This is a genomic window from Streptomyces sp. TSRI0107 (genome assembly GCF_001905845.1).
In the GTDB taxonomy this organism is placed as follows: domain Bacteria; phylum Actinomycetota; class Actinomycetes; order Streptomycetales; family Streptomycetaceae; genus Streptomyces.
On sequence record NZ_LIVZ01000003.1, the window covers coordinates 393,236 to 407,079 of the forward strand.

Below are 13,844 nucleotides of genomic sequence, written 5' to 3' on the forward strand. Positions count from 1 at the left end.
GGGAAGGTGATCCGTACCGGACCACCTTCCCAAGCGCGTTGCGTGGCTTACGAGTTCAGGTACTCCTCGACGCCCGGCGCGGCGTGCGCCTCCTCCACGACCACCATGTTGCCGACCGCCTTCGCGTCCGGCTTGAGCACGTACGTCTCGACGCTGGCGGGACGGTCGACCTCGGAGAAGTTCTGCGGGGTGCCGAGGCCGGTGTCGGCGACCTTCTGGGCGCGGTGGGCCTTCACCACGTCCTCCCTGGCCAGGCTGCCCGCCTCGCAGGCCTTCTTCAGGTCGGTGCCGAGCAACTGCGCCGCGTTGTAGCCGGAGAGCACACCGGAGTCGACCGGCGAACCCGGGAACTTCTTCTCGTACGCGGCCACCATCTTCTTGACGCCGGGCAGGTCCGAGCTGACCGCCGGGGCGGCGCTGACCACGCTCAGCATGCCCTCCAGGGCCTTCGCCGCGGGCGTCTTCATCAGCTGGGGCGCGAAGCCGGGGGCGCTGCTGACGATGGGCACGCGCAGTCCGCGCGAGGCGGCGACCCCGGCGAGGGAGGCGGTCTGGGCGGGGCCGGCGCTGATCAGGACCGCCTTCACCCCGGCCTTGCGCAGCGCGGACACCTGGGCGGACAGGTCGGTGTCGGTGGCCTTGATCTTCTGGTCGGCGATCTTCAGGCCCGCGCGCTTCGCGGCCCAGGTGGAGCCCTCCAGGGCGTTGGCGCCGTAGTCGCCCTCGAAGTAGACGTGGCCGATGGTGTCGCCCTTCTTCAGGCCCTTGGTGCGGGTGAGGAAGTCGACCGCGGCGATCATGTCGACGTCGTAGGTGGTGCCGATGACCTGCACGGAGTCCTTGCCGAGCAGGGACGCGGCCCAGGCCTGCGGGAAGGTGAGCAGGTCGTCGCGCTCGATGTCGTCGATCAGGGCGGCGACCACCGGGGAGCCGATGACCTGCGGCAGGGCGACGACGTCGGGCGACAGGTCGGCGTACGCGGTGACGGCCTTCTGGACGTCGTAGCCGTGGTCCTCGACGACGATCTCGACCTTGCGGCCGCAGATGCCGCCGGCCGCGTTGGTCTCGTCGGCCCACATCTTCTGCGCCTGCACGATGCTCTTGCCGAGGGTGGCGTAGGGGCCGGTGAGGTCGGTGAGGGCGCCCAGCCGGATGCGGTCGTCGGTGACGCCGGGGCCGGTCTTGACGCCGTCGGCGGCGGCCTCGGCCTTGCCGTCGTCCGCCTTGGAGCTGCAGCCCGCGAGCAGCAGTGCCGCGACGGCCGAGGCGACCAGGGTCTTGGTGGTGCGGGAGGTGTTCACGGGGTGTGCTCCTTGGGTCGTGCGGGTGAGGCGAGGGCGGGAGTGGCGGGTTCGCGGCGGCGCGCCGTGCGGGCGCGCAGCCGGCGGGCTAGTCCGTGCAGGCCGTCGGGGGCGTACAGAAGGATCAGGACGATCGCGGCGCCGTAGAGGTAGCGGGCGGCCTCGGTGGGGCCGACGGCTCCCCCGGTGCCGCCGGGGGCGGCGACCAGCGGCAGATGGTCCGCGTACCGGGTCATCAGCAGGGGGAGCGCGGTGACGAACACGGCTCCCGCGGTGGCTCCGGCGACCGAGCCGAGACCGCCGATGACGATCATGGCGAGGTAGTCGACGGAGAGGGCGAGTCCGAAGTAGTCGGGCACGATGCGGCGGAAGCCGAGCGCGAGCAGCGCTCCGGCGAGGCCCGCGTACATCGAGGAGACGACGAACGCGGCCGAGCGGTAGCGGGCCACGTCGACCCCCATGACGGCGGCCGCGGTCTCGCTGTCGCGTACGGCCACCAGGGCGCGGCCGGGGCGTCCGCGCAGGATGCCGCGGGCGGTGAACCAGGTGAGCGCGAACAGCGCGAGCCCCAGGTACCACAGGCGTTCCTCGGCGCCGAACGGCACGCCCAGCACGACGAGTTCGGGGTCGGTGTCGGCGAAGGTGAAGCCGCCGACGCTCAGCGGCGGGACGGAGCGGCCGTTGAAGCCGCCGGTGACGGAGTCCGCGGTGAGCAGGACGTGGTGGCCGAGGAAGACCAGGGCGAGGGTGGCCACGCCCAGGTAGATGCCCTTGACCCGGCCGGCGACCGGGCTGAACAGGCCGCCCGCGGCTCCGGCGAGGAGCACCGCGAGGACGAGGGCGAGCGCGGGCGGCAGGCCGGGGCCGGGTTCGCCGGCCAGCCAGGCGTAGCCGTAGGCGCCGACGGCGAGGAAGAAGGCGTGGCCGAGGGAGAGCTGGCCGGCGGTGCCCGCCAGCAGTCCGAGGCCGACCGCGCCGATGGCGGCCGCCATGGCGAACAGGCCGATCCGCAGCCAGAAGGCGTCCAGGTAGAACGGGAGGGCGGCGAGGAGCAGGGCGGGCAGCAGGAACCGGCCGCGCTTGAGGAGGTCAGACACGGACCGCTCCCTTCGCGCCGAACAGCCCGGTGGGCCGTACGAGGAGGACGAGGACCATCACGGCGTACGGGGCGACGTCGCCGAAGCCCTCGCCGAGCACGTGCAGTTCGGACTGGTAGCCGGCGACCAGGGCCTCGGTCAGGCCGATCAGGAGGCTGCCCGCCAGGGCGCCGGGCGGGGAGGCCATGCCGCCGAGGATCGCGGCGGGGAAGGCCTTCAGGGCGATCTGCCCGGTGGTGCGTTCCAGGCCGGGCGCCGGGAACGCGGCGAGGAACACGGCGGCGAGCGCGGCGAGCGCCCCGGCCAGGCACCAGGCGAGCATGCGCACCCGGTTCAGCCGTACGCCCATCAGGGCCGCCGCCTCCAGGTCCTCGGACGCGGCCCGCAGCGACAGGCCCCAGGCGGTGTACCGGAAGAGGGCGAAGACCGCGCCGATGACGACGGCGGACACCGCGATCGCGGCGAGGCGGCTGTCGGCGACGGTCACCGAGCCGATCTCGGTGACCGAGTCGCCCCAGGGGTCGCCGAGGGTGAGCAGGTCGCCGCCGATGCGCCGGGCGAGGTCGGTGACCAGGACGATGTCGACGCCGATGGTCACGATGGTCTGCACATGGGCGGCGCGCGGGTCGCGGTCGCCGCCGCGCAGCAGCAGGCGGTCCATGGCGCCGGCCACGAGCCCCGTCACCAGGACGGCCGCCGCGAGGGCGCCGGCGAAGCCGAGGTCGTCGTGGAGCACGGCGGTGAGGTAGCCGCCGAGCAGCAGCAGGGAGCCGTGGGCGAAGTTGAGCACGCCGGACGCCTTGAAGATGACGACGAAGCCGAGCGCGACCAGGGCGTAGACCGCGCCGAGGGCGAGGCCGTTGAGCAGGTGGTCCAGGAAGCCGGTCATGCCGCGTCCTCCCCCGTCTCGCCGGTGCCGAGGTAGGCGCGCAGCACCTCGGGGTCGCGCCGCACCTCCTCGGGGGTGCCGTGGGCGATGGCGCGGCCGAAGTCGAGGACGGTGACCTCGTCGGCGAGCCGCATCACGAGGCCCATGTCGTGCTCCACGAGCAGGACGGACAGGCCCAGGCGCTCGCGGACGTCCCGGATCACCTCGGCGGTGCGGACGCGTTCGGCGCCGTTCATGCCGGCGACCGGCTCGTCGAGGAGCAGCACGCGCGGCTCCAGGCAGAGGGCGCGGGCGAACTCCACGCGCTTGCGGTCGCCGTAGGACAGGACCGCGACGGGTGTGTCGAAGTGGTCGCCGAGACCGGTGAGTTCGGCGATCTCGCGGGCGCGTTCCCGGTGCTCGCGCTGTTCGCGCAGCGCGCCGGGCAGGCGCAGGGCACTGGTGGCGAAGCCCGCGCGGGTCAGGGCATGGCGGCCGAGCATCAGGTTGTCGGCGACGGTGCCCTCGGTGGTGACGATGTTCTGGAAGGTGCGGGCCACGCCCAGGCGGGCGATGCGGTGCGGGGCGAGCCGGGTCAGCTCGGTGCCGCCGAGCCGGACGGTGCCGGACGCGGGGCGGCACAGGCCGGACAGGACGTTGAAGCAGGTGGACTTGCCCGCCCCGTTGGGTCCGATCACCGCGTGCACCGAGCCGGGGGCCACGGTGAAGGAGACGGCGTCGAGGGCGGTGAGACCGGCGAACCGGACGGTGACGTCCTGGACGGCCAGCTCGGGCGGCGAAGTGGTGCGGTCGGTCACGCGGCCCCCTGACCGTCTTCGGACTCGCCGAGGTAGAGGCGGCGTACGGCGTCCGTGCTGGCGAGTTCGTCGGCGGGGCCGGACAGGCGGACCTCGCCGACCTCCAGGACGTAGGCGTGCGTCGCGAGCGACAGCGCCATGCCGGCGTTCTGCTCGACCAGCAGCACGGCCGTGCCCTGCTCGTTGATCTCCCGGATCACGTCGGCGATCCGGTTCACCATCAGCGGGGCGAGGCCGAGGGACGGCTCGTCCAGCAGGAGCAGCCGCGGGGCGGCCATCAGGGCGCGGCCGATCGCCAGCATCTGCTGCTCGCCGCCGGAGAGCAGCCCGGCGGCCTGCCCGGTGCGCTCGGCGAGACGGGGGAAGAGCGCGAAGACGCGGTCGCGGGCCTCGCGGACCTGGGCGGGGCTGCGCCGGCCGAGGCCGAGCCCGCCGGCGCGCAGGTTCTCGTCGACCGAGAGACCGGCGAACACCCGCCTGCCCTCGGGGACCTGGACGACTCCGGCACGGACCGCCGCGACCGGGTCCTGGCCGTCGAGCTCGGTGTCGCCGTAGCGGACCCGGCCGCCCGTGATCGTGCCGCGGTGCAGGCGCAGGGTGCCGGAGACCGCCCGCAGCAGGGTGGTCTTCCCGGCGCCGTTGGCGCCCAGCAGTGTCACCACGCCGCCTTGCGGGACGGTCAGGGACACCGAGCGGAGTGCGGACAGCGCGCGGCCGTACGTCACGTCGAGGCCGTCGACGTGCAGTGCGGGCTCGTCGTCCGGTGGGCTTTCAGGCATCGCGGCTCCTCGGGTCCGTACCGCGCGGGCACGGATGTTCGGTGGAAGGGGAGCTCACGACAGCACGGGCGGCGGAGGGCGGTACAGGGTTCTCGGGGTGGTGGGTGCGCGGTCCCAGTCGGTGGGGCGGGGCGTTGTGCGGATGCCCAGGGGGCGGGCGCGTGGGGCGACGGCTGGCCGCGTACGGGCTACGGCCTACGGCCGATTGATGACTGGCGACTGGCGACTGCCTACGGCCGACCACCGACCGCCGACCACCTACGGCCGACTGGCGACTGGCGACTGGCGACTGGCGACTGCCTACGATCGACCGCTGACCGCCTACGGCCGACCGGCGACCGGCGACCGGCGACCGGCGACCGGCGACTGCCTACAGCGAAGGGGCCAGGCGCCGGCGCGTGCTGTCGGCCGGGCCCGGCCCCTCGGGGCAGGCGTTTCGTCGGGTCGTCGTCTTCAGGCTGTCGTCAGGTTGTCGTCAGTCGTCGTCGGATCGTCGTCAGGGTCGGCCGGGGCGGAGCAGGCGGCGGGCCGTCAGGGCGAGGCTGATCTCGACCAGGTCGGACGGGCGGGCCAGGGAGCGTTCGGTCAGCTGCTCGAAGCGGCGCAGGCGGTTGAGGACGGTGTTGCGGTGGCAGTACAGGCGCTCGCCCGCGCGCTGCGCGGAGCCGTCGCAGGCCAGCCAGGTGGCCACGGTGTCCAGCAGGACCTCGCGGTCGGCGGGCTCCACCCGCTCCAGCGGGCCGAGGACCCGGTCGGCGAGGGTGGTGCCGAGTTCCGGGGACGACACGACGAGGGCCGCGGGCAGGTGCTCGGTGAGCCGGATCGTGCCACCGTCCGTGGGGCACATCCGCAGCGCAGTGTCGGCGAGTCTGCGGGCCTCGCCGACGGAGGCCAGCCCCTCCACGGCACCGCCGACGCCGATTCTGGCCCCCGGCCCGCCGGTCGGCTCCGGGACGCCCTCGTCGCCGTCGCGGTCGTCGTCGCCGAGCAGCACGATGCCGTAGTCGACGTCCACGCCCGCGTGCCAGTGGACCCGCGCCCCGCCCCGCACCACGGCGGCGCCCCGGGTGCCGCCGAGGCCGCCGTCGGCGACCGCGACGACGACGTACCGGCCGTGCTCCGGCATCTCCAGGGCCCGCGCCGTCTCCGGCAGGTCGGCGATGCGGCTGGTGCCGTCGAGGAGCGCGGAGGCCAGCAGCCGGACGCGGTTCTCGCGTCGCCAGGTCAGCTGTCGTTCGACCTGCCGGTAGGCGTCGGTGACGATGGTGCAGTGCTCGTCGACGAAGTTCCACACGTCGGCCGCGACATGGACGAGCAGCCGCACGTCCTCGGGCGCTCGCCGGGAGGTCTCCTCGACCAGCCCCTGCCACACCAGTGATCCGCCCAGCCGGAACGCGTGCAGCACCGCGTCCAGCGGCAGTCCCTGCTCGGCGCGGACGGCGCCGATCCGCCATGAGCAGCGGCGGGCCGCGTCGCGGGCGCCGCGCGGGTCGAGCAGCGAGGCCACGCTGTGCCGCAGCGAGCGGTGCGTCTCCTGCCAGACGCCCACCGGGTCGCTCTCCACCGCGGCCCGGTAGGCCGGTTCCTGGTCCTGTACGACGGCCAGCAGCCGGTCGGTCAGCTCGGCCAGGTCGTCCATCAGCACGCGCGCGGCGCGGTGCAGGACGTGGATGGCGTCCGCGTCGATCAGCGACCGGACGCGCCGGGTGCGTGGCTGCGGTACGGCGGTCGCCGCCGGGCGGGGCGCCGCCGTTCTGGTCCGTACGGCAGGGTGCATCGCGGTCCTCCCCCAGGGTCGGGCTTCACGGCGGCGCCCGGTCCCGGGCCGGCTCCCCGGGCTTGTGCGACGGCCGCCGCCTGACTCGTCCTGCCCGGAAGGATGACATACCGTCCGGTCGGTCCCTAGAGCTGTGCACGGGTCTTTTCCGCCCCGTCGACCAGCCGGGCCAGTTCCAGCCTGGACCGTACCCCGAGCGCGGCGAAGACATTGCGGAGGTGGTAGTCGACCGTGCGGGTGCTGACGGACAGGCTCCGCGCCACCTCCCGGTTGGTGGCGCCCTGGGCGACATGCCGGGCGATCCGCCACTGCTGCGGGGTGAGCCGTGCGAGCGCGCCCCCGCCCGGCCCGCTCCCGCCCGGGGCAGGACCGTTCGTCGCGGCGCCGTTCGCCCGCAGTTCGGCGCGGGTCTGGTCCGCCCAGACCAGGGCCCCGCAGCGGTCGAAGCCGACCAGTGCCGCGCCCAGCCGGTCCCGGGCCTCCCGGGGCCGCCGCCGGCGCCGCAGCCACTTGCCGTACAGCAGCTCGGTACGCGCGCGTTCGAAGTCGCCGCCCGCCTGTTCGTGCAGGGCCAGCGCGCGGTCGTACAGTTCGCCCGCGTGTTCCGGCGGGGCCAGCAGGGCGTGGCAGCGCAGCAGCTGGGCGGGGGCCTGCGGGTCGGCGCCGAACCCCGCCCAGGCGGCGAAGTCCGGCACCACGGTCCGGGCGGCCTCCGGGCGACCGGCGAGGACGGCGGCCTCCACGAAACAGGGCACGGCCAGCATCCACACCGCGAAGTGCCCCCGCCGGGGCCCCGGGCACACCAGCGGGCCCAGCCGGTCCGCGGCCTCCAGGGGGCGGCCCCGGCCCAGGTCGGCGCGGGCCGCCGCCCACTGGGCGAGGGTGGCCGGCTGCGCCAGACCGTGCGCGCGGGCCGTCGCCAGGGCGGCGGTCACATGCCCGTCGAGGACGGCGGTCTCGCCCTCGATGGACGCCGCGAGGGCGAGTACGGCGTGATGGTGGGCGGCCGTGTTGCGCTGCCCGGTGCGCCGCGCGGCCCGCAGGCCCTCCTCGGCGTGCGTACGGGCCAGGGCGTGGTGCCCGGCGCGGAGTTCGGCATAGGCGAGGTATTCCAGGGCCTGCGGGACGAGGGCGGCCGAGCCGCGGGTCCGGGCCGCGGCCAGCGCCCGCGCACCCGCGCGGACCGCGGCGGCCATGTCGCCGAGGACCAGTGCGGCCGCCGCCGCCCGCAGCAGTTCCTCGGGTTCCTCGGCGGTGCGGGCCCGCTCCACGACGCGGCGCAGGGGTGCGCCGGCCAGGTCGATGCGGGCGTCGAGCAGGGCGCCGAGGCCGAGCCGGTAGTCGGAGCCGTACGGGGTCCGGGCGGGCCCCGCGCCTTCGCCGCCCTCGCTGCCTTCGCTGCCTTCGCTGCCTTCGCTGCCTGCGAGTGCTTCGCGGCAGGCCGTGATGTCACCGGCGGCCCAGGCCGCGTCTGAGGCGGCGAGGGCGGCGGCCCCGGCCTGGGCCGGCGCGTCGGCGGTGAGCAGTGCGGCGGCGGACAGCAGGGAGGCGCGGGCGTCCGCGACGGGCCCGTCCCGCAGCTCCGCGATGCCCCGCACCAGCTCGGCCCGCCCGCGCACCGCGTCCGGCACGGGCCCGCCGCCGGCCTCGGCCAGCAGCCGCAGGGCCCGCCGCGGGCACCCTGCCAGCAGCGCCTGCTCGGCGGCGGCCGTGTACCGCTCCCGGCGGGCCGGGCCGTGCGGGGTCAGTTCGGCGGCTCGGGCGAACGCGGTGGCACTCAGCCGGTGCGAGGACGTGGTCGCCGCGACCGCCGCCAGCCGTTCCGCGTGCGCGGGCGCCGGGGCGGGCACGGCCCACGCGGCGTGCAGCGATGCCGACAGCTCCTGCCCGTCGGCGCGCAACACCTGGGCGAGAGCGCGGTGCGCCGCGCGGCGCCGGTCGGGGGTGGCTCGGGCGTAGACGGCTCTTCGGGAGAGGGGCCCGGTGAAGTGGAGGCGGCCTTCGTTTAGGACGAGGGCGTCCGGGAGGGGGGCGGGGACGGCGCCGCTGGGCGCACCGGTTGCACCGGCGGCATGGCCAGCGCCGTCGGCCCCGCCGGCACCAGCACCGTCAGCCCCGCCGACACCGTCGGCCCTGCCGGCTCCGCCCGCCGGGAAACGCTCCCACGCTGCCCGCACCAGCCCGGCACGGGCTTCGGACCGGCCCGGCGGCCTGAGGGACACGTCGGCACGGGAGCAGTCCGCGCCCCACGCCGAGCACCGCTCCCCCTCCCCCAGCGGGCCCGCCCCACCCACCGGTCCCGCGTCGCCCCGTAAACCGTCCGCGCCCGTCGGCAGCCGCTGCCACGCGGCCCGTACGAGTGCCGCGTCGGCCTCGGCGTGCTCCGCGCCCCTCATCGCGGCGGCGGTGAGGAGCAGCAGGTCGTCGGCTGCGGGGGTGGGCGCGAGCGGCCATTCGCCCGTTACGCCGGTGAGGATCCGGGCGTCGGCCAGCGGGCGCGGCGTGTCCTGGCCGCCGGACAGCTGGGCGGGGGTGAGGCGGCGGATCATCGCGAGCAGCAGGGCCGGGTTGCCCTCGGCTTCCTCCAGCAGGTCGTCGCGGAGGACGGGATCGACGGTTCCGCCGGTCACCTCGTCGAGGAGGGCCGCGGCGGCGGGCGGCGCCAGCGGGTGCAGCGGGAGGGCGGGCAGTCCGGTGAGGTCCCGGTCGGCCGGTCCGGGCCCGGCGGCGGTGACGAGCAGGCCGATCCGTCCGGCCGTGGACAGGCGGCGGGCGGCGCGGGCCAGGGCGGCGCGCGACGGGGCGTCCCACAGGTGGACGTCGTCCAGGCACACCAGCAGCGGCCTGCTCCCGGCCGCGACGCGGAACGCGTCCAGCAGCGCCTGCGGGGCGGTGCGCGAGTCCAGGGCACCCGTGGGCGGGCGGCCCGCGGCCGTGGCGAGCGCGTGCACACCGCCGTACGGCACGGCGTCCGCCGCGTCGCAGCGGACGTACAGCACCGGTCCGGCCCGGTGGGAGCGGGCGGTCTCGTCGAGGAGTGTGGTGCGGCCGAGTCCGGGCTCGCCGGTCAGGACGAGCACGGCGCTGCCCGTCCCCAGCCGGTCCGGCAGCGCGGCCACGATGCGCCGCTCCGCGCTCCGCCCGTGGATCGGCGAGGCCGTCGGCACGGTCGTGTGTCCGGTCATTCCCGCGACGTTACGCGTGGGTAACGGCAGCCGGAAGGCGGACATCCGCGTCCCGGCGGCCGTCTGTGCCGCCGCCCAACGCGGAGGCCCGCGCCACGTGCGCCCGCACAACGGCCACGGCGGCCGCGCCGGTGGGCGCGACCGCCGTGGTGCCGTGGGTGCGGCGGGGTCAGGAGGTGTGCGGGCAGTTGCCGCGGTACTCCTCGATGGTCAGGCTCGGGCGGGGCAGCGGGCACAGGAACTGCTCGTAGCGGGTGTCGTTGTCGATGAAGCGCTTCAGCCAGCTGATGCTGTACTTCGCGATCGTCGTGTCCGAGGTGTTCGGCGTGAAGTGGGTGGCGCTGTTCAGCTCCAGGTACGCCTTGTCCAGGGACGACGGCAGGTTGGTGTAGAAGGGCTCGGCGTGGCTGGCGACCGGGGCGATGGTGTCGCCGTCGGCACCGAAGATCAGGGTGGGGGTCTTGATCTCGGGCCAGGTCTTGTCCAGGTTCCACGGCGTCAGCGGGATCGCGGCCTGCAGGGAGGGCCGGGTCTTGGCCGCCTCCAGGCTGCCGCCGCCGCCCATCGAGTGACCCATCACGCCGAGCCGGGTGGCGTCGACGCGGCTGCGGACGGAACTGCGCTGGGTGAGGTAGTCCAGCGCGGCGAGCAGCTGGTCGCCCCGGGAGTCCGGCTGGTCCACCGTCGTGTTGGTGTCGATGGTGAAGACCACGAAGCCCTGGGAGGCCAGTCGCGGGCCCAGCCACGCGATCGAGGACTCATAGGCGGTGAAACCGGGCGAGATGGCCACGGCGCCGAAGGTGCCGTCCGCGGTGCTGGTCGGGTAGTAGATGGTGCCGCCGCCGAAGCCGGTCACCGACAGCGACGAGACCGAGGTCTGCGACACGGCGTACGGGCCGCGCAGGGCCTCGATGCTGGCCTCGGTCGGCGCCGGGCCGCGCTCGTAGGGGTTGTCGGCAGCGTGGGCGCCGGTGCCGCTGAGGGTGCTGAGCCCGATCAGGGCCGCGGTCGCCGCGGCGAGTCCGGTGAGGCGGCCGGTGCGGCGGTGCCGGCGGGGGGCTGGGGAGTCGGCGCGGTGCTGCGGGTGCTGCTGCACGTCGAGTCGTCCTCTCTGTCGTGCGCGTTCGGGGTGTGGGGTCTGCCGTCGGGGACGGCTCGCCCACTGTCGACGCGGCACCGCGCGGTGGGCACCGGCAAAATCACCGGCCTCGTGGCCCGCCCGGACCCCGCCCGGACCCGGCCGGCGCTTCGGCGGATCGGGTTGCGCACAGGCCCGGTCGGTGTGGCACGCTCGCCGGGGCCGGGGCCGACGGCACCGGCCGTGAGGACGTTCGGCAGCGGATTCGACAGCGAATTCGGCAACGGATTCGGCAATGAGTCCGACAGCGGATTGGGCAGAGGATTCGGCAGTGGATTCGGCACTGCGGAGAGGCGGCGGCATGCGCATCGGACTGCTCGGCACCGGCCCATGGGCCCGGATGGCCCACGCACCCGCCCTCGCCGGGCATGACGCGGTCGACTTCGTGGGGGTGTGGGGGCGGCGGCCGGACGCCGCGAAGGAACTCGCGGACCACCACGGGGTGCGGGCCTACGACGACGTGGACGCGCTGCTGGCCGAGGTGGACGCGGTGGCCGTGGCACTGCCGCCGGACGTGCAGGCGGAACTGGCGGTGCGGGCGGCGCGGGCGGGCCGCCATCTGCTGCTGGACAAGCCGCTCGCCGTGGCGCCGGAGCGGGCGCGTGCCGTGGTCGAGGCCGCCGGGGAGGCCGGGGTGGCCTCCGTCGTCTTCTTCACGACCCGGTTCGGCGCCGGCACCGAGTCCTGGATCATCGAACAGGCGGGAACGGACGGCTGGTTCACGGCCCGTGCCCAGTGGCTCGCGGCGCTGTTCACCCCCGGGTCCGGTGGCCGTCCCGCCGGTGACAGCCCGTTCGCGGCGTCCCCGTGGCGGCGGGAGAAAGGCGCCCTGTGGGACATCGGCCCGCACGCCCTGTCCGTGCTGCTGCCCGTGCTCGGCGACGCCCGGCGGGTGGCGGCCGCGGCGCCCGGCCCCGGCGACACCGTGCACCTGGTCCTCGACCACACCGGCGGCGCGTCCAGCACCGTCACGCTGAGCCTGACCGCTCCGCCCGAGGCGGCGGGCGCCACCGTCGAGCTGCGCGGCAGCGCCGGGGTGGCCGTCCTCCCGGACGGCGACGAGGGGATCGTCCCGACGCTCGCCCGTGCCGTGGACGCCCTGCGCGAGGCCGCCGGCACCGGCCGCCCGCACGCCTGCGACGCGGCGTTCGGTCTGCGCGTCACGGAGATCCTGGCGGAGGCGGAGGCCTTGCTCGCCTAGCCCCCGGATTCCTGCTCCTCCTCCGCTTCCTCCTCGTCGAACGGCTCGTCGCTCCACCGGAACCAGGCCCGGTCGTCCTCGACGTGCAGCAGGAACTCGGGGACCGGGCCGTCCGGTGACGACAGCGACACGCACGCGCGGATCTCGTCGTAGGCCTGCTCCCACTCGTCCACGATCTTGTCGTCGTCCCGCTCGGTGAGTCTGTTCACCAGCTCCAGCTCGCGGGCGAACAAGTCACGGACCGTGTCGAACGCCGGGCCGGGTGTGAAGCTGCCCGACAGCCAGGGAAAGTCGGCCTCATCGATCAGGATCTCCCCCACCCGCTGGTCACCGCTGCGCACCTGCCAGACGCCACCCTGGAAACCCATGTCTCGACCTCCGTCACGCTCCGTGAACGACTTCCACGCACAGCATGGCACCCGCCACTGACAACGAGGCGCCCGTGGGGACGGACGAGGTTATGACCGGGCCCGGGAAGGTACTCCTGGCAGGGCGGGAGCGGGCTGCCGCGAGGTGGTGCCCCGGCGCTTCCGGATGCACGGCGCGCTCCCTGGGTGAATGGTGTTATCAGTCCCGTTGACACCACCGGGGCCGCAAGAACGAACCGGACCGAGGAGCGGAGATCATGTCGACGTCACAATCCGGCGCGTCCCGGCCGTCCCAGGACCGCGCCACCCCGGACAGCCTGCTCCACGCCCGCACCGGCACCGACGTGTCGCCGGAGGACCTGGTGCTGGCCTCCGGCAAGGACCTCACCCCGCACAACCTGGAGTGGGCCAAGCGCAAGCTGGCTCAGGAGGGGCCCGCCGCCCTCGACAAGCTGCTGCCCTGATCCGGCCACCCGGCGAAAACCGCCCCCCGACGCGGGTCCGTTCCGCGTCGGGGGGCCTCCGTGTCAGGGGGATCCCGTAAGGAGGGGTGCGTCAGGGCGCCTCCTCGTCCGACGGCGTCGTCATGTCGTCGGACGTGATGTGCATGGCCGCCTCCTCGGCGCTGGCGGCACCCCCGTCGATGCCGACGTCCTCGGCGATCTCCTCCTTGGTCGCGTCGGCGTGCGCGCCCTCGTCCGGTGCGACCAGGCGTCCGGCGCGGTCACCGCCCGCCTCCGGGTCGACGGGTTCCCCCTCGCCGCCGGGCAGGTCCCCGATGTCGTCGCCGGCGACCTCGGGGGCGTCGGGCACCTCCTGGGCGAGCCGCTGGTCGAGGGTCTCGCCCTCGTGCTGCTCGGCGGCCGTCGTGCCGTACTTGGTGACGCCGAGCGGCTTCTCCGGCGGGGAGTACCCCTCGTCGAGGGTGTCGTCGTAGGTCCGTTCGTCGACCGCGTCCTGCAGGTCCAGGGGTGCGGCGTCCTCCTGCTCCTCGTTGGTGCCGGTGGGCTGGTAGGCGTCGTCCGCCATCGGTTCGGGCGTGCGGTCCGGGTCGCCCATGGCTTCCTCCCTGTCGCGTCGCGGCGCGGCTCGTCGGTGTCGTTGTCATCCGCCTCTCCGCGTTTCCCGATCCACGCCCTCCAACCCGGCGGCGCTCGTCACACCGGAGGATCTGCCGACGGCGGTGAGCGACAGCAGGGCGACAGCCGTCCGGCGGGCCGGCACGCTGCGCTGTCACCGGACAGGGCGCGCCGTCCGGGCCGTTCAGCGACCTGTACGGCGGCCGTCCGGGACACGGGACCCGTCGACCGGA

At 75.0% G+C, this 13,844-nt stretch carries 12 protein-coding genes; 2 read left to right on the forward strand and 10 right to left on the reverse strand.

From position 1 onward, the window contains the following. Positions 1-47: 47 nt before the first annotated feature. From AMK31_RS08760 to bdeA, 8 genes are all read right to left on the reverse strand, one after another. Positions 48-1,301 carry an ABC transporter substrate-binding protein gene (locus AMK31_RS08760; RefSeq protein ID WP_073939808.1) on the reverse strand — a complete coding sequence of 418 codons (1,254 nt, stop codon included), beginning with the start codon at positions 1,299-1,301 and terminating at the stop codon, positions 48-50. Beyond that, positions 1,298-2,398 carry a branched-chain amino acid ABC transporter permease gene (locus tag AMK31_RS08765; RefSeq protein ID WP_073939809.1) on the reverse strand — a complete coding sequence of 367 codons (1,101 nt, stop codon included), beginning with the start codon at positions 2,396-2,398 and terminating at the stop codon, positions 1,298-1,300. The genes AMK31_RS08760 and AMK31_RS08765 overlap by 4 nt, the downstream gene beginning before the upstream one ends. After that, on the reverse strand, positions 2,391-3,287 hold the full coding sequence (locus AMK31_RS08770; protein ID WP_073939810.1) for a branched-chain amino acid ABC transporter permease: 897 nt from the start codon (positions 3,285-3,287) through the stop codon (positions 2,391-2,393). The genes AMK31_RS08765 and AMK31_RS08770 overlap by 8 nt, the downstream gene beginning before the upstream one ends. Continuing rightward, complete coding sequence (locus tag AMK31_RS08775; RefSeq protein ID WP_073939811.1) at positions 3,284-4,084, reverse strand: ABC transporter ATP-binding protein; 801 nt, start codon at positions 4,082-4,084, stop codon at positions 3,284-3,286. The genes AMK31_RS08770 and AMK31_RS08775 overlap by 4 nt, the downstream gene beginning before the upstream one ends. Further along, a complete protein-coding gene (locus AMK31_RS08780) occupies positions 4,081-4,863 on the reverse strand; it encodes an ABC transporter ATP-binding protein (protein WP_073939812.1) in 783 nt (260 codons plus the stop codon). Before AMK31_RS08780 ends, AMK31_RS08775 begins: the two co-directional genes overlap by 4 nt. Before the next feature lie 496 nt (positions 4,864-5,359). Next, positions 5,360-6,640, reverse strand: a complete 1,281-nt coding sequence (locus tag AMK31_RS08785) for a PucR family transcriptional regulator (RefSeq protein WP_073939813.1) — start codon at positions 6,638-6,640, stop codon at positions 5,360-5,362. 125 nt (positions 6,641-6,765) lie between these two features. Continuing rightward, positions 6,766-9,825, reverse strand: a complete 3,060-nt coding sequence (locus AMK31_RS08790; RefSeq protein ID WP_073939814.1) for a helix-turn-helix transcriptional regulator — start codon at positions 9,823-9,825, stop codon at positions 6,766-6,768. 169 nt (positions 9,826-9,994) lie between these two features. Continuing rightward, entirely contained in the window at positions 9,995-10,921 is a 927-nt protein-coding gene (gene bdeA / locus AMK31_RS08795; RefSeq protein WP_073939815.1) for a bis(hydroxyethyl) terephthalate hydrolase, read from the reverse strand. A 343-nt stretch (positions 10,922-11,264) separates the two neighbouring features. Between bdeA and AMK31_RS08800 the strand changes: the two genes are divergently transcribed. Then, complete coding sequence (locus tag AMK31_RS08800; RefSeq protein ID WP_073939816.1) at positions 11,265-12,164, forward strand: Gfo/Idh/MocA family protein; 900 nt, start codon at positions 11,265-11,267, stop codon at positions 12,162-12,164. Here AMK31_RS08800 and AMK31_RS08805 read toward each other — a convergent pair. Further along, positions 12,161-12,532, reverse strand: a complete 372-nt coding sequence (locus AMK31_RS08805; RefSeq protein WP_073939817.1) for a hypothetical protein — start codon at positions 12,530-12,532, stop codon at positions 12,161-12,163. The two genes, AMK31_RS08800 and AMK31_RS08805, sit on opposite strands and share 4 nt — an antisense overlap. 257 nt (positions 12,533-12,789) lie before the next feature. Between AMK31_RS08805 and AMK31_RS08810 the strand changes: the two genes are divergently transcribed. Continuing rightward, positions 12,790-12,996, forward strand: coding sequence for a hypothetical protein (locus tag AMK31_RS08810; protein ID WP_073939818.1), 207 nt, complete (start codon positions 12,790-12,792; stop codon positions 12,994-12,996). A gap of 91 nt (positions 12,997-13,087) precedes the next feature. Here AMK31_RS08810 and AMK31_RS08815 read toward each other — a convergent pair whose 3' ends face one another. Continuing rightward, the gene (locus AMK31_RS08815) at positions 13,088-13,591 is read right to left on the reverse strand and encodes a DUF5709 domain-containing protein (RefSeq protein WP_073939819.1); all 504 of its coding nucleotides are present in this window, start codon (positions 13,589-13,591) and stop codon (positions 13,088-13,090) included. Between the last annotated feature and the right edge of the window lie 253 nt (positions 13,592-13,844).